The sequence below is a fragment of the Sphingopyxis sp. genome (genome assembly GCF_025869345.1).
Taxonomy (GTDB): domain Bacteria; phylum Pseudomonadota; class Alphaproteobacteria; order Sphingomonadales; family Sphingomonadaceae; genus Sphingopyxis.
In genome coordinates this window covers 1-20236 of sequence record NZ_JAOZVW010000080.1, presented here as the reverse complement: position 1 = coordinate 20236, position 20236 = coordinate 1, and the positions used below count along the sequence as shown (strand labels likewise).

The window sequence follows — 20236 nt, the reverse complement described above, 5'->3', positions numbered from 1 at the left end:
AACCCCATCTAGGCGTCCTCGCCGTCTTTTACTAGGTCGAGTTCGCCCATCGCCTCCTCGAAAGCAAGGTCGACCGGGTCGAGCAGGCCGGCGGCGCGCAGATCCTCGATCCCGGGCAGGTCCTTGCGGCTCGCCAGCCCGAAATGCTGCAAAAAGGCGTCGGTGGTCTTGTAGATCAGCGGCCGCCCCGGCACCTCGCGCCGCCCCGCGGGCGCGATCCATTCGGCCTCCATCAGCACGTCGAGCGTGCCCTTCGAGGTCTGAACGCCGCGGATCGCCTCGATCTCCGCGCGGCTGACGGGCTCGTGATAGGCGACGATCGCCAGCACCTCGGCCGCCGCGCGCGACAATTTGCGCGGATCGTCGCGCTCGCGGCGCAGCAGATGGGCAAGGTCGGCGGGGGTCTGGAAATGCCAATGCCCGCCGCGTTCGACCAGTTCGATACCGCTGCCCTTGTGACGGTCGGCAATCCGCACAATGATCGCGCGCACCTCGCCCGGCGTCATCTCATCGCCGAGACGCCCCGCGACTTGCCGCGCATCGAGCGGTTCGTCGCTCGCGAACAGCATCGCCTCTATCGCGCGTTCCAGATCGTCGATCATGCCGGGTGCTGTCCCATTGAGGCTGCCTTCAGGTAGAGGGGCTCGAACGCGCCGTCCTGCTTGAGGTCGACGCGACCCTGTCGCGCCAGTTCGAGCGCGGCGACGAAGCTCGACGCGATCGCCGAGCGGCGCAGCGGACCCTGATAGTCGGACGGCAGGAAATCGGACAGTTCGGCCCAGTCGACCTTGATCCCGATCATCCGTTCGAGATGCTGAAGCGCCGCGTCGAGGGTGATCACCGGGCGCCGCGCGACCATGTGGACGACGGGCTCGGTGCGCAGCTTGACCTGACCATAGGCCGCCAGCAGGTCGTAAAGGCTGGCATCCCAGCGCCGCACCCGGACGTCGCGCAGCCCTTCCGGCTTCGCGCGCAGAAAGACGTCGCGGCCGATGCGGTCGCGCGCGAGCAGCCGCGCCGCCGATTCGCGCATCGCCGCCAGACGCTGGAGCCGCAGTTGCAGCCGCAGCGCGAGTTCGTCGGGCGACGGCTCCTCCAGCGGGTCCTTGGGCAGCAGCAGCGCCGATTTGAGATAAGCGAGCCACGCCGCCATCACCAGATAATCGGCCGCGACCTCCAGCTTCGCGCGCATTTCGGCGATGAAGGCGAGATATTGCTCGACGAGCTGGAGGATCGAAATCTGCCGAAGGTCGACCTTCTGCCCGCGCGCGAGCGTCAGCAGCAGGTCGAGCGGCCCTTCCCAGCTGTCGAGATTGAGTTGCAGCGCATCCTCGCGCTCGGCCGCTGCCGCCGGTGCCAGTTCGAAGGCGAGCGGCAGCTCCTCCATCAGGCGAGCGCCAGCAGCGCGTCGCGCTGATCGATGAGCACCGCGAACTGACGCGGGTCGTGCGCACCCGAAATCCTGTCCATCGCGCTTTCGAGCCGCGCGAGGGAGAGCGTGCTGATCGGGTCGAGCGCCTTTGCGATGCCGACCATGTCGTCCATCTTCGCCCAGCAGTTGAGCGCGATGTCGCATCCCGCGGCGACCGCATCGGCGGCGCGCGACGGGACGGTGCCCGACAGCGCCTTCATATCGAGGTCGTCGGTCATCAGCAGGCCGTGAAAGCCGACACGTTGGCGGATGATGCCGTCGATCACGGTCGGCGACAGGGTCGCAGGCCGCTCGCGGTCCCACGCGTCGAAGATGACATGGCAGGTCATCGCCATCGCCGCGTCGCGCAGCGCCGCGAAAGGCGCGAGATCGCTCTGCAAATCATGGTCGGACGCGGTGACGATCGGCAGCGCCTCGTGGGTATCGAGCATCGCGCGGCCGTGGCCGGGGATATGCTTGACGACGCCAACGACGCCGCCGTCCTGAAGCCCGCTCAGGATCGCGCGGCCGAGCGCCGCGACGCGCATCGGCTCGCTGCCGAGCGCGCGGTCGCCGATCACATCGCTCGCCCCCGGCTGCCGCACGTCGAGCAGCGGCAGGCAATCGACGGTGATCCCGACCTCGGCAAGCATCACCGCGAGCGCCATCGCGTTGAGCCGCGCTGCTTCGATCGCGCTGGCCGGGGCGCGCTCGTAAAGCGCGTCGAACGCTGCGCCGCTCGGGAAATCGGGCCATTCGGGGGCCTTCATCCGCGCGACGCGGCCGCCCTCCTGGTCGATGAGGATCGGCAGGCTGGCGCGCCCGTCGAGGCTGCGCAGATCGTCGGTCAGGCGCCGAAGCTGCTCGCGGTTCGCGATATTGCGGCCGAACAGGATGTAGCCCGCGGGGTCGCTGTCGCGGAAGAAGGCGCGCTCGTCATCGGTCAGGGTCAGGCCCGAAAGCCCGAAAATCGCGGGTATCATCGTGCGTCAACCTCCATCGGCCGGCGCCCCCTCATCTCCAACCTGGCCCTCAACATGGCATGGCGGAGGGAGCGAACCAATGTCCTCTGCGGCCAAGCGGGCCGAATCAGCGGACGACGACGCAATTTTCACCCGCGACGCGCAATTTTCCGCAAAGCGACGCCGCGTTGGCGGCCGTCCCCGCCGCGGCGCGGAGCCGATAGACGGTCTTGCCCCCCGCCGTCGCCGGCGACACCGATTTGCCGAGGCCGGCCAGATAGGGAAAGCGCTTCGACAAATTGGTCCACGCCTTCGCCGCCGCGGCTTCGCTGCTGAACGCGCCGAGCTGGATCGTCGCCGAACCGCCCGCCTGCGCCTTGTCCGCCGCCGCTGTATCGCCGGTCTTGACCGACATGGCGGCGGGTCCCGGCTTGCCCTTGTCGGCGGCGGCGATGCGCGCCGCCTCGGCCTTTGCCGCGGCCGCCTTTTCGCTGTCGGCCTTCGCCTTTTCGGCCCGGGCGGCGGCTTCGCGCTCGGCCGGGGTCACCGCGGGCTCCTCGGGCATCCGCGTCGGATCGACCTTGCCCGCCGGAACCGCGCCCTCGGTCGCGGCGAAGCTCGCGGCGCCCTCGCCCTCGAAGGTCTTGGCGCCGTCGGTCTTCGGCGCGACCTTGTAATCGCCCTGCTGCGCCGCGATCAGTTCGCCCTGCCCGCGCGCGCCGCCGTTCTGAAGCCACCAGAGCGCGCCGAGCACCGCACCGATCAGCAGCAGCCCGCCGAGCACCATCACCAGCAGGCGGACCGGCGACACTTCGCCATCTTCTTCATAGCCGTCGGCGGCTTCGAGCCACGGCAGGCGGTCGTCGTCTTCGAGCCCCAGGCCCTCGCCGGCCCCCGTTTCGCCCTTACCGTCCGCCATCAGCTCATCTCCTCAAGGGCTTCCACTCCCATCAGGTGGAGCCCGTTGCGGATAACCTGCCCGATTCCGTCGGCCAAATAAAGCCGCGTCGCGGTCAGTTCGGGGTCGTTTGCCAAAATGACACGCGCTTCGGGCCGGTCGTTACCCATGTTCCACCAGGCATGGAACGCCGCGGCGAGGTCGCCGAGGTAGAAGGCGATACGGTGCGGCTCGCGCGCCGATGCCGCCGCCTCGACGATACGCGGGAATTGCGCGAGCAGCTTGACGAGGCCGAGTTCATAGTCGTCGAGCCGCGCCGGGTCCGGCGCCGCCGCCGCAACGCCGGCCTCGGCGAGCTTGCGCTTCAGCGACGCGATCCGCGCATGGGCATATTGGACATAGAAGACCGGATTGTCGCGCGATGCCTCGACGACCTTGGCGAAATCGAAATCCATCTGGGCATCGGCCTTGCGCGTCAGCATGGTGAAGCGCACCGCATCCTTGCCGACCTCGTCGACGATATCGGCGAGGGTGACGAAATTGCCCGCGCGCTTCGACATTTTGAACGGCTCGCCATTCTTGAGCAACCGGACCATCTGCACCAGCTTGACGTCGAAACGCGTCTTGCCGCCGGTCAGCGCCGCGACCGCGGCCTTGATCCGCTTGACCGTCCCCGCATGGTCGGCGCCCCAGATGTCGATCAGCTCGTCGGCGTCCTGCGCCTTCTGGTAATGATAGGCGAGGTCGGCGCCGAAATAGGTCCAGCTTCCGTCCGATTTCTTGATCGGCCGATCCTGATCGTCGCCGAACTCGGTCGAACGGAACAGCGGCAGTTCGACCGGCTCCCAATCCTCGGGCGTCTCGCCCTTCGGGGCTTCGAGCTGACCATCGTAGACCAGATCGTGATCGCGCAGCCATTTTTCGGCGGCGGCGGGTTTGCCCTCCGCCTGAAGCTCCGCTTCGGACGAGAAGAGATCGTGATGGATGCCGAGCTTGGCGAGGTCGGCGCGGATCATGTCCATCATCGCGCTGACCGCCTCGGCGCGGAACAGACCGAGCCATGCGCTTTCGGGCGCGGCGGCGTAGCGGTCGCCATATTCGGCGGCGAGCTTCGCGGCGACGGGCTTCAGATAGTCGCCGGGATAGAGCCCCTCGGGGATCGCCCCGACGGCCTCGCCCAGCGCCTCGCGGTAGCGCATGTGGACCGAGCGCGCGAGCACGTCGACCTGCGCCCCGGCGTCGTTGACATAATATTCGCGGGTGACCCGGTGCCCCGCATATTCGAGCAGCGCGGCGAGCGCATCGCCGACGACCGCGCCGCGGCAATGGCCGACGTGCATCGGTCCGGTCGGATTCGCCGAAACATATTCGACATTGACCCGCCGCCCCTCGCCCATCGCCGAGCGGCCGTAATCGCCGCCCTCGGCATGGATCAGCGCGAGCTCGCTCCGCCAGCTGTCGTCGGCAAGGCGCAGGTTGATGAAGCCGGGCCCGGCGACGCTCGCTTCGGTCACCTCGGCCAGCGCGCCGAGTTCGGCGACAAGCTGTTCGGCGAGCGCGCGCGGATTGGTGCGCGCGGGCTTGGCGAGCACCATCGCAGCGTTGGTGGCGACGTCGCCGTGCGAGGGATCGCGCGGCGGCTCGACGCTGATCGCGCTCCGGTCGAGCCCGGCGGGAAGCGCGTCGCGCGCCTCCAGCGCATCGAGCGCGGCGTCGATATGGGCGGAAAAACGGCTGAACAGGGTCACGGCGGGCCTATCTTGAAGCGAAGAAAACAGTCGCGCGCGCCCTAACGCAGCTTTGGGCACGCGAAAAGCCCTGCCTCGCGTCGGCGCGGCAGGGCATGAACGAAAGCGAACGGCGCGGGTGCGCCGCCGCCGACCTTATCGTCGGACGTTATATTCGAGCTGGTCCTGCGTGAGCTGGAAGCCGACGAGCAGTTCAAAGCTGGCGCGCTGCACCGCGGCGCGAACTTCCGGGATGCTCAGCGGGTCGATCGCGGCATCCTCCTCGCCCGCCTTGCGCTTGCGCGTGATGCGTTCGCGGATGTCGGCGGGCAGCGTCGCCGCCGCGCGATCAACATAGGCGGCGGCCTCGCCGTGCCCGGTGCCGCGCAGCTGACCTTCGGCAAAGCTGACCGTAACCTGGCCGACGCGCTTGGCGATGACCGCGGTGCCGCCCTGCACCACGGTCGAGAAATAGGGCAAGGTCACGGTGCGCGCGGGGCCCGCGTCGCGGCGCGTCGCCACGACGTCGAAATTGGCGAGCTGATAGACCTTCTCGCCCTCATCGTTGCATTGCGGCGTGACGTTGGTGATCGTAGCGACGACGTCGATCGCCCGCGCGTCGCGGCTGGTCGCCGGGTCGAACAGGGTGATGTCGCCCGTATAGGCCGGGACGGCGACCGCCGGACAGGTGCTGCGCGTCGCGGTGATGCCCGCACCGCCCGCCGACACGTCGATGTCATTGTCCTTCGCGCACCCGGCTATCGTCGCCAGGGCCGCGCCCCCGCACAACATGGCGACGAGTTTGCGGGACGAAGAGGACATGAACATCATAGAAACCGGGCTTTCCAAATCTCTGGCAGGTCCGACGAACCGGCTGTCCGACGTTCCATGCGCGCCGCTTCTTATCGGTGCGATGAACGAGGCGCAACACGGACGAACCTGCTTTACCGCATATACCGAGCTAGGCTAGAGCGCGCGGATCATGAACGCTCCCCAACCGATCGCGCAGGAAAGCGCCGAACTTGCGGTCCTGATCGCGGCACCGCGCGGCTTTTGCGCCGGGGTGGACCGGGCGATCCGCATCGTCGAACTGGCGCTGATCCGCTTCGGCGCGCCGGTCTATGTCCGCCACGAAATCGTCCACAACCGCTATGTCGTGGAATCGCTGAAGGCCAAGGGCGCGATTTTCGTCGAATCGCTCGATCAGGTTCCCGACGGCGTTCCGGTCGTGTTCAGCGCCCACGGCGTACCCAAAGCGGTGCCCGCCAAGGCCGAGGCGCGGGGGCTCGACTATATCGACGCGACCTGCCCGCTGGTCTCGAAGGTGCATCGCCAGGCCGAACGCGCGAACGAGAGCGGCCGCCACATCATCTTCATCGGCCACGCCGGCCATCCCGAGGTAATCGGAACGCTTGGCCAATTGCCCGAGGGTGCGATGACCCTGGTCGAATCGGTCGACGATGTCGCCGCGCTGGCGCCGCCCGATCCCGACATGCTGTCCTTCCTGACCCAGACGACGCTGTCGGTCGACGACACGCGCGACATCGTCGCGGCGCTCCAGCATCGTTTCCCGTCGATCGCCGGACCGCGCGGCGAAGATATCTGCTACGCGACATCGAACCGGCAGGACGCGGTGAAGGCGATCGCGCAGCGCTGCGACCGGATGATCGTGATCGGCGCGCCCAACAGCTCGAACAGCCTGCGCCTCGTCGAGGTCGCCGAGCGGCTGGGCACCCCGGCGCATCTCGTTCAGCGCGGCAGCGACATCGATCCCGCCTGGCTGACGGACATCGCCACGCTCGGCATCACCGCAGGCGCCAGCGCGCCCGAAACGCTGGTCCGCGAGGTTATCGACGCCGTCGCCGCGCACCGCCCGATCATCGAGGACGTCGTGGTGACCGCCGAGGAGAATATGGTGTTCAAGCTGCCGCGCGGGCTCGATCCGGTGGCCGATTGATGGCGGTCTATACGCACGTCGATCCCGACGACCTCGCGACCCTTGTTTCCCGCTACGACATCGGCACCGTCCGGTCGTGCAAGGGCATCGCCGAAGGGGTCGAGAACAGCAATTACCTGCTCGAAACGAGCGGCGGGCGCTTCATCCTGACCCTTTATGAAAAGCGGGTGCAGGTCGGCGATCTGCCCTTCTTCGTCGATCTGCTCGACCATCTCGCGGGCCGCGATTGCCCGGTTCCGGCGATGATCCACGACCGCGAAGGCATCGCGATCCAGCAGATCGCGGGGCGCGCCGCCTGCATCATCCAGTTTCTGTCGGGCATATCGCCGAGCCATCCGACGGCGGGCCAGTGCGAAGCGGTCGGCGCGGCGCTCGGCGCGATGCACCGAGCCGCCGCCGATTTTCCCGGCGGGCGCGAGAACAGCATGGGCCACCGCCACTGGCGCGCGATCGCCGATGCGACCGGCGACCTCGACGCGGTGATTTCGGGATTGCAGGATATCGTCGAAGCGGAGCTCGCCTTTCTCGACGCGAACTGGCCCGCGGAGCTTCCCGCGCACGTCATCCACGCCGACCTCTTCCCCGACAATGTGCTGATGCTCGGCGAAACGGTGACCGGACTCATCGACTTCTATTTCGCGGCGAGCGACTTTCGCGCCTATGACCTCGCGGTCACCCATGCGTCGTGGACCTTTTCGGACGACGGCAGCCATTGCGACCCAGCCCGCGCGCAGGCGCTGATGCGCGGCTATGCGCGCGAGATCGCGCTGAGCGAAGCGGAAATCGCCGCGCTGCCGCTGCTCGCGCGCGGCGCGGCGCTGCGCTTCCTGCTGACCCGCGCGCACGACTGGGTGCACACACCCGCCGACGCGCTCGTCATGCGCAAGGACCCGGCACCTTTCCTCGCCCGCCTGCGCCGCTATCGTGCCGACGACGCGGCCAGCCTGTTCGCCGCCGCATGACCGCAGGCAGGACGGTGATCGTCGCCACCGACGGCGCGTGCAAGGGCAATCCCGGCCCGGGGGGCTGGGGCGCGGTGCTGCGCTGGGGCGATGTGGTCAAGACGCTGGCGGGCGGCGAGCGCGACACGACGAACAACCGCATGGAATTGATGGCCGCGATCGAAGCGCTCGCCGCGCTCAAGCGGCGCTGCCAGGTCGAACTGTCGACCGACAGCATCTATGTCCGCGACGGCATCACCAAATGGGTGCACGGCTGGCAGCGCAACGGCTGGAAGACCGCGGCGAAGAAGCCGGTCGCCAACGCCGATCTGTGGCAGCGGCTCGTCGCCGAGGCGGCGCGGCACGACATCGAATGGCTGTGGGTCAAGGGCCATGCCGGGCACGGCGACAATGAACTGGCCGACAAGCTGGCGAGCGATGCGGCGCTGGAGGTGGCGCGGGCGCGCTGAACGCCCGCGCCCTCGCTGTTATTCGGCTTCGCGGACTTCGGCGCCCGGCCCGTTCTTGAGGATCGACTCGATGGCGTTCTTCGCCGAAGCTTTGCTGCTATAGCCTTCGGTCCAGAAGATGGATTCGCTATTATATTTGAAATAGGCGACAAATTCGCCCTTCTTGTTCTTCTTGATCTCGAAATAATGGGCCATGCCATCCTCCACAGGTCAGGCCGCGACGGGGGTGGCGCGGCTAAGCCCATGGTAATCCACCCATCTCGCCGCGCAAGCGGCTAGATGCGGCTCAGGCGAACCGCGATGGGGCATAGGGCGCCGGATCGACACGCCCTATCGCGCCCTCCGGCGCGGCTGCGCCGAGCTCGGCCGCGAGCAGCGCGGAGATCGCCGGCGAGGTCTGAATCCCGAACCCGCCCTGCCCCGCGCACCAGACGAAACCGGGAACGTGAGGATCGGCGCCGAAGATGGGCAAGCGGTCGGGCGCAAAACTGCGCAGGCCCGCCCATTTCCGCTCGACCGCCGCAATCGGCCAGTCGACGACCTGCCGCAGCCGCTCGATCGCCAGCGCGACATCCAGCTCTTCGGGCGCCGCGTCGCAGGGCGGCGACGGCGTTTCGTCATGCGGGCTGAGCCAGATCCGCCCTTCGCTTTCGCCCTTGAAATAGAAATTTCCGCCGATGTCGATCACCAGCGGCAGGCTGGCGGGCACCGGATAGTCGAGCCGAAGTTGAATGACGGTTCGCCGATAGGGCTGAATGCCCAGCGGCGCGGCGCCGCACGCTTCGGCGACCCGGTCGGCCCAGGCCCCGGCGGCGTTGACGATCAGCTTCGCGTGGACGGTCTCGTCCCCCAGGCGGACCTCCCACCCCGCGCCGGTGCGGCGCGCGCCGGTCAGACGAGCGCGCGTCGCCAGCATCGCGCCCGCGCGCCGGGCCGCGCGCAGATAGGCGGCGTGAAGCCCGCCGACGTCGATATCGCTGCACGATGCCTCGAAGGCAGCCTCGCTCCATTCGCACCGGATTCCCGGAACAAGGCGCGCGATCTCGGCCGCCGACATCCGCTCCATCGGCACGGCCTGAGCGGCAAAGCCGGCGACGAAGGTATCGACCGCGGCGGCATCCCCGCGCCGAGCGAGGTTGATGGCCGTCCGCGGCGACAGAAAACCGCGCGCCGAAAATTCGCGCGGCGGCGCCTGCAATGTCTCGAACGACGCGATCGACAGCGGCTGGACACCGGGCCCGCCATAGGTTTCCTGCCAAAAGGCCGCCGACCGCCCGGTCGCGTGATAGCCGGGAACATCCTCGGCCTCGATCATCATGACGCGGCGATGAGGCGCCAGCATCGCCGCGAGGCCAGCACCCGCGATGCCCGCGCCGACGATCAACACGTCGGTCGAGGAAGGCAGCGCATCGGTCATCGCCGCCGCATATCGGCTGCGCGCCGGAATGCAACCCGCGCGGGGGATATGGTTACTCTTTGGTAAGCCATGATGCGTAAAGGAAAGCCGATGCAAAGCGGCTCGATTTCCCTTGGCCTGATAGCTCTTCTCGGCGTGCTGATGATCGCCGCGGCAGTCAGCGACCTGCGTTCGCGCACCATCTCCAACGGTCTCAACGCGGCGATGGCGTTACTCGCCATCCCCTTCTGGATCGCGGCGGGGTGGCCGGTCTGGCCCGATATTGCGCTTCAGTTCGCGGCCGCCTTCGGCGTCTTTCTGCTCTTTGCCGGGCTGTTCGCGATCGGCGCGATGGGCGGCGGCGACGTCAAGATGATCGGCGCGGTCATGCTGTGGATTCCGCTGCCGCTGTTCGTTCCGATGCTGACCGTCATGGCGATCGGCGGAGGCGTCCTGTCGGCCGTCATGCTGATCCAGTCGAAAATACGGCCTTCGGACAAGGCGATAGAGGTTCCCTACGGCGTTGCGATCGCAATCGCCGGCCTTTGGGCGCTTCACCAACACTATCTTAACCAGTTTCAGTCTATCGCATCGAGTTGAGGGCAAGCGCCACCATCTCTGGTTCGGCGTAGGAGGCGAAAATCGTGGATACACGAAAGATTATGCTGATCGTCGGCGCGCTGGTCATTGCGATCGGGGCTGCGTTCGGGGTCAATCAGATGATGCGCGGCGCGTCGACGCCGACCGCACGGGCGGCCGCTGCGCCGGAAATCAACGGACCCATGATATTGGTCGCGACCCGGCAGCTGCCGACCGGCACGATCATCGGTCCCGACAGCTTCCGCTTTCAGCCCTGGCCGAAGGAGCTGGTCGAGAAGGCCTATTTCCTGAAGGAAAAGACCGACGTCCAGACGCTGGTCGGCACCGTGGTGCGCTATCCGATCACCGCCGGTCAGCCGCTGACGCAGGGCGCGCTCGTCCATCCCGACGACCGCGGCTTCCTCGCCGCGGCGCTCGGGCCGGGGATGCGCGCCGTGACGGTCAAGGTCTCGCAGGAACAGGGCGTCGCCGGCTTCGTCTTCCCGGGCGACCGCGTCGACGTGGTTCTGGCACAGGAGCTCAAGGTCAAGGAAGGCAGCGCCTATCCCGACGACGAACTCTATACGGCCGAGACGATCGTCCGCAACGTTCGCGTCCTTGCGACCGACCAGCGCTACGATGCCGAGGATGAAACCGGCAAGACGCCGGTCCGCACCTTCGGCTCTGTGACGCTCGAAGCGACGCCGGAGATCGCCGAGAAGATCGCCGTCGCGCAGAATATGGGCAAGCTGTCGCTCGCGCTCCGTCCGCTCGCCGAAAACAGCGGCGACCTGGAAGCGGCGATCGCGTCGGGCGAAGTCAACGTCCCGGCCGGCGGCGGCACCGCCGCCGAAAAGAAGATGCTCGCCGAAGCCGCCGCGCGGCCGACCGCGAACAAAAGCTCGGCCACCACGGGCGGCGATGTCTCGCGCTTCTGGGTTCCGGTGAGCGGCCGCGTGTCGGCCCCGCGCCAGCAGCCGCAACAGCAGTCCTTTGGCGGCAGCACGCCGGCGGCGATGGGCGCCCCCGCGGCGCCGCGGGGTCCCGTGGTTCGCGTAACCCGCGGCGACAAGATGACCGAAGTTCCGGTTGGGGGTAAGTAAGATGACCAGCAAAACCCGTTTCAAGGCGGCCGCGCTCGCCCGCACCCTGGCGATCGGCCTGGTCGCGGCGACCCTGATCTCCGCCCCGACGCAGCAGGCTTCGGCCCAGGCGACGCAGAATGCCAGCAGCAGCATCGACCTGTCGGTCGGCCGCGGCCGCCTGGTCAGCCTGTCGGCGCCGATGACCGACGTCTTCGTCGCCGACGACAAGGTCGCCGACGTCCAGGTCCGCTCGGGCCGCCAGCTGTATGTCTTCGGCAAGGCGCCGGGCGAAACGAGCATCTATGCGACCGACGCCAGCGGCCGGGTCGTCTATTCGACCGTCGCCCGCGTCGGCAACAATATCGAGACGATCGACCAGATGCTGACGCTGGCGATGCCCGATGCAAAGATCACCTCGAACACGATGAACGGCTTCGTGCTGCTCACCGGCACGGTCGCGTCGCCCGACGACGCCGCCGAGGCCGAACGGCTGGTCCAGGCGTTCGTCGGCGAGCAGACCAAGGTGCTTTCACGCCTGCGTACGGCGACGCCGCTGCAGGTCAATCTGCAGGTCCGCATCGCCGAAGTGAATCGCTCGCTGGTCAAGGAGATCAGCGGCAATCTGCTGACCCGCGACATGACGGGCGGCTTCCTGGGCGGCATTTTCCGTGGCCGGTCGCCGGGCACGATCTCCGACATCCCCGCGCCGACGGCGGTCTTTCCCGGCAGCCCTGTGCCGCGGCCCTATGATCCACGGACCGGCCTGCCGATCACGAGCACCACGTTGGGCACGCAATATCAGTTCACCACGCCCGCCGGCACCAGCAGCCTTGCCGGCGCGGGTCGTCTGTTCGGGCTCGACCTGATGGCGTCGCTCGACCTTGGCGAACGATCGGGCATGGTCGCGACGCTGGCGCAGCCCAACCTGACCGCGATTTCAGGCGAGACGGCCGACTTTTTGGCGGGCGGCGAATTCCCGATCCCGATCCCCGGCAATTTCGCCGGCACGACGATCGAATATCGCAAATATGGCGTCAGCCTCGCCTATACGCCGACGGTGCTGTCGAACGGCCGCATCAGCCTGCGCGTCCGCCCCGAAGTGTCGGAACTGTCGACCGAAGGCGCGATCGAGATGCAGGGGTTCCAGATCCCGGCGCTCACCATCCGCCGCGCGGAAACGACGGTCGAACTGGGTTCGGGCGAAAGCTTCATGATCGCGGGCCTGATGAACAACCGCTCGATCGGCGCGATCGACAAGATTCCGGGCCTCGGCGACGTGCCGATCCTCGGCACGCTATTCAAGTCGGACAGCTTCCGCCGCGGCGAGACCGAACTCGTCATCGTCGTCACGCCTTATCTGGTTCAGCCGGTGTCGGCGAACGAGATCAAGCTGCCGACCGACGCCTATCAGGACGCCAACGACCTCCAGCGCCTGCTGCTCAATCAGACGAGCGACGGCGTGACCGGCGGCGACCGGCCGAAGCCGACGCTCGACACGACGGTCGGCGATGCGGATCGCGCGCGGGGCGGCGCAGATGTCGCGCCGGGCTTTAGCCTGAACAAGAAATGACGCTGGTTTTGGGGAGCAGAGTGATGAGCAGAATTGCAACTTGGACCGCCGCCCTGGCACTGGCAACGTCGCTGACGGGCTGCACGGGAGCGGCAAACAGCAACCACAGCCTGGAATCGATCCACCAGCCGGTGGTCCGCAACAGCATCCACCAGTTCGACGTCGCCGTCGACAGCGGCGACCTGGTGCCGAGCGAACAGGGCCGTCTCCAGGGATGGCTCGACGCGATGGGCGTTCGCTATGGCGACCGCGTGTCGATCGAGGACCCGTCGGTTTACGGCGCGGGCGAAGCGCAGGCGACGATCCGCGCGATGGTCGAGCGTCGCGGCCTGCTGCTGAGTTCCGACGTTCCGGTGACGACCGGCGCGGTGCCGCCCGGCTATGTTCGCGTCATCGTGACGCGCGCATCGGCGCATGTGCCGGGTTGCCCAGACTGGTCGAGCCGGTCGTCGATCAATCCGACCAACGCGACCTCGTCCAACTATGGCTGCGCGACGAACAGCAATCTCGCGGCGATGGTCGCCGACCCGAATGACCTGATCAAGGGCAACCGGGCCACGGTCAACGATCCCAACGCGGCGACGCGCGCGATCAAGACCTATCGTGAAAAGCCCCAGACGGGTGCCGGTCAACTCAAGGAGACGGCAACGAGCAACAGCGGAGGCGGCCAGTGAACGCTCCTTTCAAAGCAGCCGGGCTGCGCGATCCGTTCAACGCCTTCGTCTGCGACGACGATACGCTGGAGTTGATCCGCGTCGCCGCCGCCGATCTGGGCTGGCCGATCGAGAAGTGCAACAAGGGCGGGCTGCGCAATGCCGTCCAGTCGCTTTCGGTGTCGGCAAGCCCGAACATCCTGTTTGTCGACATGTCCGAATCGGGAGATCCGATCAACGACATCAACGCACTCGCCGAAGTCTGCGAACCGGGCACGGTGGTGATCGCGGCGGGTCAGGTGAACGACGTTCGCCTGTACCGCGACCTTTTGTCGAGCGGCATCCAGGATTATCTGCTCAAGCCGCTTTCGCTCGACCAGGTGCGTGAAAGCTTCACCATGGCGCAGGCGATGCTGTCGGCGCCGAAACATGCCGACATGCACGACGACAAGCCGCACCACATGACGGCGGTCGTCGGCGTGCGCGGCGGGGTCGGCGCGTCGCTGGTATCGACGTCGCTGGCGTGGGTGATGAGCGAACAGGGCGGCCGGCAGACGGCGTTGCTCGACCTCGACGTGCATTTCGGAACCGGCGCGCTGACGCTCGACCTGGAGCCTGGCCGCGGGCTGATCGACGCGATCGACAACCCCAGCCGTATCGACGGCCTGTTCATCGAACGCGCGATGGTGCGTGCCTCCGACAAGCTCAGCCTGCTGTCGGCGGAGGCGCCGATCCATCAGCCGGTGATGACAGACGGGTCGGCCTTCTTCCAGCTCGAAGAGGAATTGCGCGGCGCGTTCGAAATGACGATCGTCGACATTCCGCGCCACGTCCTGATCCCCTTTCCGCACCTGGTGCAGGAAGCGGGCACGATCCTGCTCGTCAGCGACGTGACGCTCGCCTCGGCGCGCGACACCATCCGCCTCCTCTCGTGGTTCAAACATCACGTGCCGGGCGCGCGGGTGATCCTGGCCGCGAACAAATATCAGAATGCCGTCGGCGAATTGTCGCGCAAGGAATTCGAATCGTCGATCGAACGTCCGATCGACATCACGATTCCGTTCGACCCCAAGCTGGTCAGCCAGGCCGCGAAGCTCGGCAAATCCTATGCCGAAATCTGCAAGGGCACCAAGGGCGCCCAGGCCTGGTCCAGCCTGATGCGCATCGTCATCGACGGCGCCGACGAAAGCAACGAGGAAGCGGCCGCGACCGGCAAAGCGAAACCGGCCGGCGGCTCGCTGCTCGGCAAGCTCGGCGGCCTCGGCACGCTGGTCGCAAAAAAGGGCGCGAAATAAGGGCATCGCGGCGGCCGGGCCTTCCCGGCCGCCGCGATCTTCCAGGCAGGAAGCGGACAAAAGGGCCATCATGAACCTGCAAATGATCCTGATCGTTACCGCCGCCGTCATGGTGCTTGCCATGCTGGCTCTCGCCTTTGCGGGCCCGTCGGCCGGCAAGGCGAAAAGCCGCCGGCTGGCGTCGGTGCGCGATCGCCATGCCGCATCGACCGAGGCGGTTGTCGCGGCGCAGATGCGCAAGACGATCCAGGCGGTCGACGGCCGGGGCGGAAGCAGCCTCTCCGACCTGGTGCCGCGCCGCGACCTGATGGAAAAGCGCCTGCGCCGCACCGGCAAGGGCTGGAACCTCACTCAATATATATTCTGGTGCATGGGGCTGTTCGTCGTCGCGACCGGGGGATTGCTCGTTCTGCGCACGCCTTTCATGCTCGCCGTGATGGCGGGATTGATGGCCGGCATCGGCCTGCCTCACGCCTTTGTCGGCAGAGTGATCTCGAGGCGCGTCCAGAAATTCAATACCCGCTTTCCCGACGCGATCGACCTGCTCGTTCGCGGTTTGAAGTCGGGCCTTCCCGTCACCGAAACCTTTCAGGTCGTCAGCCAGGAATTGCCGGGCCCGGTCGGCGAGGAATTCAAGGGCGTGATCGAGCGAATCCGCATCGGCAACACGATGGAAGCCGCGCTTCAGGAAACCGCCGAGATGATCGGCACGCCCGAATTCCAGTTCTTTTGCATCACCATCGCGATCCAGCGCGAGACCGGCGGCAACCTGGCCGAAACGCTCGCCAACCTGTCCGACGTGTTGCGCAAGCGCGCGCAGATGAAGCTGAAAATCCGCGCCATGTCGTCGGAAGCCAAGGCCTCGGCCTATATCGTCGGCGCCCTGCCCTTCTTCGTCTTCGGCGTCGTCTGGTCGATGAATCCCTCCTATCTTGCGGGCTTCTTCTCCGAACAGCGTCTGATCATCGCGGGAATCGGGGGGCTTATCTGGATGAGCATCGGCGCCTTCATCATGAAAAAAATGATCAGCTTCGAGATTTGAAGGGCGGCAGATGAACAGCAATTTCCTCCTCGCCGCATTTTCCGGAGCACAGCCCGGCCCGACGCTGATGGGCGTCGATGTCGTGTGGGCGGCAACGATGCTGGCCGCGGTCGGTGTCGGCGCGGTGCTCTTCGCCATCTATGGCGCGCTGACCGTCCGCAATCCGATGGCGAAGCGCGTCAAGGCGCTCAACGACCGCCGCGAACAGCTCAAGGCCGGGATCACCGCTTCGACCGCCAAGCGCCGCGCGAAGCTGGTTCGCAAGAATCAGACCGCCGACAAGATGCGCACCTTCCTCGGCCGGTTGCAGGTCTTGCAGGAAGGGCAGATCCAGGAGGTTCAGCAAAAGCTGGCGCAGGCCGGTATCCGGTCCAAGGATCTCGCGGTCACCGTCATCTTCGGCCGTCTCGTACTGCCGATCCTGTTCGGCGGGCTGGCCGCCTTTCTGATCTATTGGGTCGACATGTGGCCCGACATGACGCCGTTCAAGCGTTCCGGCTTTACGATGGCCGCGCTGATCCTTGGTTACAAGGCGCCCGACCTGTTCGTGCAGAACAAACGGCAAAAGCGCACCGACGCGATCCGCAAGGGCCTGCCCGACGCGCTCGATCTGCTCGTGATCTGCGCCGAAGCGGGTCTGACCGTCGATGCCGCCTTCGCGCGCGTCGCCAAGGAGCTTGGCCGCGCCTATCCCGAACTGGGCGAGGAATTCGCGCTGACCTCGATCGAACTCGGCTTCCTGACCGAGCGCCGGCAGGCGTTCGAAAATCTGGCCTATCGCGTCAATCTGGAATCGGTGAAGGGTGTGGTCACGACCATGATCCAGACCGAAAAATACGGCACGCCGCTGGCGAGCGCGCTCCGCGTGCTGTCGGCCGAATTCCGCAACGAACGCATGATGCGCGCCGAGGAAAAGGCCGCGCGCCTGCCCGCGATCATGACCGTGCCGCTGATCCTGTTCATCCTGCCGGTGCTGTTCATCGTCATCCTCGGCCCGGCGGCCTGTTCGCTGAGCGACGCGATGTCGGGCGGCGGGTTCGGCGGCGGAAAAGGCTGATCGCAAAGATCGATGCAACGACGAAGGGCGGGAGCGATCCCGCCCTTTTTCTATCAGCCGACCTGCTGTTCGATCGCGCCGAAGATGCTGTGATGGCGTTCGTCGTCCATCCAGATGCGCACGACGTCGCCCTTCTGCATGAAGGGCGTCTTCGGTTCGCCCTGCCGAATGGTCTCGACCGTCCGCACCTCGGCGAGGCAGCAATAGCCGAGCCCGCCTTCGCCGATCGGCTTGCCCGGACCGCCGTCGGCATCGCGGTTCGAGACCGTGCCCGACCCGATGATCGTTCCCGCGCCAAGATTGCGCGTCTTCGCGGCGTGCGCGATGAGCTGGCCGAAGTCGAAGGTCATGTCGACCCCCGCGTCGGCGCGGCCGAGCGGCTGGCCGTTAAGGTCGACGCACAGCGCGCCGTGCAGCTTGCCGCCCTGCCAGCGGTCGCCGAGCGCCTCGGGCGTCACGAACACCGGCGACATCGCGCTCGACGGCTTCGACTGGAAGAAGCCGAACCCCTTGGCGAGTTCGGCGGGGATCAGCCCGCGCAGCGACACGTCGTTGGTCAGCCCGACGAGCAGGATATGCGCGCGCGCCGCGACCGGGTCGATCCCCGCCGGCACGTCGCCGGTGACGACGACGACCTCGGCCTCCATATCGCAACCCCAGGCCGGATCGCCGAGCGGGATCGGGTCGCGCGGCGCCAGAAAGGCATCGCTGCCGCCCTGATACATCAGCGGGTCGTGCCAGAAGCTGTCGGGCATCTCCGCCCCCCGCGCCTGCCGCACCAGCGCGACATGGTTCACATAGGCGCTGCCGTCGGCCCATTGATAGGCGCGCGGCAGCGGAGAGGCGGCGTCGCGTTCGTGAAACCGCTCCTTGGGGATCGCATCGTGATTGAGGTCTTCGGCCAGCGCGGCGAGGCGCGGCGCGGCATAGGCCCAATTGTCGAGCGCATATTGCATCGTCGGGGCGATCTGGCCCGCATCGGCATACCAGGCAAGATCGTCCGACACGACGACCAGCCGCCCGTCGCGGCCGGCTTTGAGCGAAGCTAGTTTCACAAATATCCCTTTGTCTGGCGATGCCGGTCATCGCCCGGAGCAGGGACGATCAGCGCGGCATCTGGATCGATGCGAAACAGGTAAAGCCGCTCTGCCCCGCCTGCAAGCGCCGGATATATTGAAGATACGCCTGCGACTGATTGTAGGTAGCGCCGGGGAGCGTCTGGCCGCGAAACGCGCGCTTGACCTCTTCGCCGGTAAAGGGACGCGGCGAGCCGGGGAAAGCGCCCTTGGTCCCGGCCGGCACCAGCCTGCCGCCCGCATCGATATATTGACCGGCGCCGGTCGGCCCCGGCACCGGAATCTCGCAGTTCATCACCGACACCGCGGCCTGGGCAAAGGCGGGGCGGATCGTCAGCGCCGCCGACACGCCGACCGCGCCCAGCGCCAGCATCCGGCGCCGCGACGGCACGCCTTCTTCATCCTGAACGGGATTTTCGGCCGGGATATCACTATTTTCCATCGCGAAGCGCATAGCCCAACGCAGCCGCCAGGAAAAGCGAAACACCGCACCCATCGCCGCGCTTCCCGCAATGGGACATGTCCCGGACGGGGGTTAACGGCTGCGAACATCCTTGCGCGGACCCGCGCTTCATGCGAGGCGCGGAGCCGATGTTCGATCGCCTTTCGAGCCTTGTCGCCGCCCTGACATTGATCGCGGTCGCGGCGATCTTTGCCGCGCTGGCCGGCGGCGACGCGCTGACCATCGCGATTCTCGCGCTGGCGGGCATCATCGGTGTAGCGGCGGTCCATGCCGCGCTCCCCGCGTCGCTTCCCGAACCGCAGGCAGCCCTTCCCGCCGAAGTGCCGCCGCTTTCCTTGCTGCGCCATCCCGATTTTGCGCTCTGGGTCGATCAGGAACAGGAGCCGCTGATCGGGGTCGCCGGCACCATCGTGACGATCGCCAACGACGCGGCCGTCCGCCTGCTCGGCCGGCACATCGTCGGCGCCGACGTCCGCACCGCGATCCGTCATCCCGCCGCAACCGAATGGCTGGCGCGCATCGGCGGCGAAGTGCCGCTCGAAACATTGAATCTCGTCGACTTTCCGCGCCCGGGGCAGCGCTGGACGATGCGCGTCGCGGCCTTGTCGGGGGGCGACCGGATCATCTTTCTGTCCGACCGCTCGGCGATCGACGCCGCCGACCGGATGCGGTCGGACTTCGTCGCCAACGCCAGCCACGAGTTGCGCACGCCGCTCGCCGCCATTCTCGGCTATGTCGAGACGTTGCAGGACATGAACGGCGAAGGCGACGGCCCGATGCGCCACCGCTTCCTTTCGATCATCGAACGCGAAGCCGGGCGGATGCAACAGCTCGTCATCGACCTATTGTCGATCTCGCGGGTCGAGGCCGACCGCTTCCGCCGTCCGACGACGCCGGTCGATCTCGCCGCGATCGTGCGCCGGACGATCGCGCAATTGCAGGACAGCGAGGCCGCGCGGCCCAAGGACATCGTGGCACAATTCGGGACCGAACCGCAGCCGATGCTCGGCGACGAAGCGCAACTCGGCCAGCTCGCGCACAACATCATCTCGAACGCCATGAAATATGGCCGCGCCGGCACGCCGGTGACGGTCGAACTGGCCCGCGAAGGACAGCGCGTCCGCCTGTCGGTGAGCGACGAGGGCGACGGCATCGCCCCCGATCACCTACCGCGCCTGACCGAGCGCTTCTACCGCGTCGACGAGGCGCGCAGCCGCTCGGTCGGCGGCACCGGCCTGGGCCTCGCGATCGTCAAGCATATCAGCGAGCGCCATCAGGGGCTGCTCGACATCGAAAGCGAGCTAGGCAAGGGCACGCGGGTTTCGGTGGCCTTCCCGCTGGCGGAGGACTAGGATCGGACGCGCGGTGTCTGATTGGGAAGGCCCGCGCCATCCTTCCAAAGTTCAGGAAAGTTCAGCCTATTGCATCGCCAGATCGGGATCTCGCGATATGTTGAACGCGCCCGGCGCACCTCGCCGTGTCGCATCCGCAAGCTGGACCACGACCGCTTTATCCACCGGATGAAAGCTGGCACAGCCGGATAATGTAGGAAAGGCCTGTTTGAAGCCAATGCCTGCTTTGGGGTGGGGAGCTGCCGTTTCCCCACCTTCGTCATTCCCGCGAAAGCGGGAACCCAGGGCGTGCGTCGGCTGAC

22 protein-coding genes are annotated in these 20236 nt (G+C 66.9%); 11 read left to right on the top strand and 11 right to left on the bottom strand.

Annotated features, from left to right (window positions below):
* Positions 1 to 8: 8 nt before the first annotated feature.
* From scpB to OJI97_RS08840, 6 genes are all read right to left on the bottom strand, one after another.
* Complete coding sequence (scpB, locus tag OJI97_RS08865) at positions 9 to 602, bottom strand: SMC-Scp complex subunit ScpB (RefSeq protein ID WP_297662735.1); 594 nt, start codon at positions 600 to 602, stop codon at positions 9 to 11.
* A complete protein-coding gene (locus tag OJI97_RS08860) occupies positions 599 to 1387 on the bottom strand; it encodes a ScpA family protein (protein WP_297662732.1) in 789 nt (262 codons plus the stop codon). The genes scpB and OJI97_RS08860 overlap by 4 nt, the downstream gene beginning before the upstream one ends.
* Positions 1387 to 2394, bottom strand: a complete 1008-nt coding sequence (nagZ, locus tag OJI97_RS08855) for a beta-N-acetylhexosaminidase (protein ID WP_297662730.1) — start codon at positions 2392 to 2394, stop codon at positions 1387 to 1389. The genes OJI97_RS08860 and nagZ overlap by 1 nt, the downstream gene beginning before the upstream one ends.
* 106 nt (positions 2395 to 2500) lie before the next feature.
* Entirely contained in the window at positions 2501 to 3292 is a 792-nt protein-coding gene (locus tag OJI97_RS08850; protein ID WP_297662728.1) for an SPOR domain-containing protein, read from the bottom strand.
* A complete protein-coding gene (argS, locus tag OJI97_RS08845; RefSeq protein ID WP_297662726.1) occupies positions 3292 to 5019 on the bottom strand; it encodes an arginine--tRNA ligase in 1728 nt (575 codons plus the stop codon). The genes OJI97_RS08850 and argS overlap by 1 nt, the downstream gene beginning before the upstream one ends.
* A gap of 135 nt (positions 5020 to 5154) precedes the next feature.
* Positions 5155 to 5820 (bottom strand): hypothetical protein, encoded by a 666-nt coding sequence (locus OJI97_RS08840; protein ID WP_297662724.1) that lies wholly within the window; start codon positions 5818 to 5820, stop codon positions 5155 to 5157.
* A gap of 160 nt (positions 5821 to 5980) precedes the next feature.
* Between OJI97_RS08840 and ispH the strand changes: the two genes are divergently transcribed.
* The 3 genes from ispH to rnhA are packed head-to-tail and all read left to right on the top strand — an operon-like array spanning position 5981 to position 8366.
* On the top strand, positions 5981 to 6955 hold the full coding sequence (gene ispH, locus OJI97_RS08835) for a 4-hydroxy-3-methylbut-2-enyl diphosphate reductase (RefSeq protein WP_297662723.1): 975 nt from the start codon (positions 5981 to 5983) through the stop codon (positions 6953 to 6955).
* Positions 6955 to 7917, top strand: a complete 963-nt coding sequence (gene thrB / locus OJI97_RS08830) for a homoserine kinase (RefSeq protein WP_297662721.1) — start codon at positions 6955 to 6957, stop codon at positions 7915 to 7917. Before ispH ends, thrB begins: the two co-directional genes overlap by 1 nt.
* Complete coding sequence (gene rnhA / locus OJI97_RS08825; RefSeq protein ID WP_297662719.1) at positions 7914 to 8366, top strand: ribonuclease HI; 453 nt, start codon at positions 7914 to 7916, stop codon at positions 8364 to 8366. Before thrB ends, rnhA begins: the two co-directional genes overlap by 4 nt.
* Positions 8367 to 8384: 18 nt before the next feature.
* Here the strand turns inward: rnhA and OJI97_RS08820 are convergent, their stop codons facing one another.
* Entirely contained in the window at positions 8385 to 8561 is a 177-nt protein-coding gene (locus tag OJI97_RS08820; protein WP_105997898.1) for a DUF1508 domain-containing protein, read from the bottom strand.
* A gap of 91 nt (positions 8562 to 8652) precedes the next feature.
* Positions 8653 to 9783, bottom strand: coding sequence for an FAD-binding oxidoreductase (locus OJI97_RS08815; RefSeq protein ID WP_297662715.1), 1131 nt, complete (start codon positions 9781 to 9783; stop codon positions 8653 to 8655).
* Positions 9784 to 9873: 90 nt separating this feature from the next.
* On the opposite strand from OJI97_RS08815, the gene OJI97_RS08810 reads away from it, so the two are divergent.
* From OJI97_RS08810 to OJI97_RS08780, 7 genes are all read left to right on the top strand, one after another.
* Positions 9874 to 10362, top strand: coding sequence for a prepilin peptidase (locus OJI97_RS08810; protein ID WP_297662713.1), 489 nt, complete (start codon positions 9874 to 9876; stop codon positions 10360 to 10362).
* 44 nt (positions 10363 to 10406) lie between these two features.
* The gene (gene cpaB, locus OJI97_RS08805) at positions 10407 to 11444 is read left to right on the top strand and encodes a Flp pilus assembly protein CpaB (protein WP_297662711.1); all 1038 of its coding nucleotides are present in this window, start codon (positions 10407 to 10409) and stop codon (positions 11442 to 11444) included.
* Between the two features lies 1 nt (position 11445).
* The gene (locus OJI97_RS08800; protein WP_297662710.1) at positions 11446 to 12996 is read left to right on the top strand and encodes a type II and III secretion system protein family protein; all 1551 of its coding nucleotides are present in this window, start codon (positions 11446 to 11448) and stop codon (positions 12994 to 12996) included.
* 23 nt (positions 12997 to 13019) lie between these two features.
* Positions 13020 to 13670, top strand: a complete 651-nt coding sequence (locus tag OJI97_RS08795) for a CpaD family pilus assembly protein (protein WP_297662709.1) — start codon at positions 13020 to 13022, stop codon at positions 13668 to 13670.
* The gene (locus OJI97_RS08790) at positions 13667 to 14944 is read left to right on the top strand and encodes a pilus assembly protein CpaE (RefSeq protein ID WP_297662708.1); all 1278 of its coding nucleotides are present in this window, start codon (positions 13667 to 13669) and stop codon (positions 14942 to 14944) included. The genes OJI97_RS08795 and OJI97_RS08790 overlap by 4 nt, the downstream gene beginning before the upstream one ends.
* A gap of 70 nt (positions 14945 to 15014) precedes the next feature.
* Positions 15015 to 15986: a type II secretion system F family protein gene (locus tag OJI97_RS08785; protein WP_297662706.1), complete on the top strand. Its 972-nt coding sequence runs from the start codon at positions 15015 to 15017 to the stop codon at positions 15984 to 15986.
* 10 nt (positions 15987 to 15996) lie between these two features.
* Entirely contained in the window at positions 15997 to 17043 is a 1047-nt protein-coding gene (locus tag OJI97_RS08780; protein WP_297662704.1) for a type II secretion system F family protein, read from the top strand.
* A 53-nt stretch (positions 17044 to 17096) separates the two neighbouring features.
* Here the strand turns inward: OJI97_RS08780 and OJI97_RS08775 are convergent, their stop codons facing one another.
* Both OJI97_RS08775 and OJI97_RS08770 read right to left on the bottom strand, forming a co-directional pair.
* Positions 17097 to 18098, bottom strand: a complete 1002-nt coding sequence (locus tag OJI97_RS08775; RefSeq protein ID WP_297662702.1) for a fumarylacetoacetate hydrolase family protein — start codon at positions 18096 to 18098, stop codon at positions 17097 to 17099.
* Positions 18099 to 18147: 49 nt separating this feature from the next.
* A complete protein-coding gene (locus OJI97_RS08770) occupies positions 18148 to 18561 on the bottom strand; it encodes a hypothetical protein (RefSeq protein WP_297662700.1) in 414 nt (137 codons plus the stop codon).
* A gap of 149 nt (positions 18562 to 18710) precedes the next feature.
* Here OJI97_RS08770 and OJI97_RS08765 point away from each other — a divergent pair, with 149 nt between their 5' ends.
* Entirely contained in the window at positions 18711 to 19934 is a 1224-nt protein-coding gene (locus tag OJI97_RS08765; RefSeq protein ID WP_297662698.1) for an ATP-binding protein, read from the top strand.
* A 66-nt stretch (positions 19935 to 20000) separates the two neighbouring features.
* On the opposite strand, the gene OJI97_RS08760 is transcribed toward OJI97_RS08765, so the two are convergent.
* A partial coding sequence (locus OJI97_RS08760; RefSeq protein ID WP_297662697.1) for a hypothetical protein occupies positions 20001 to 20236 on the bottom strand: 236 nt, incomplete at its 5' end.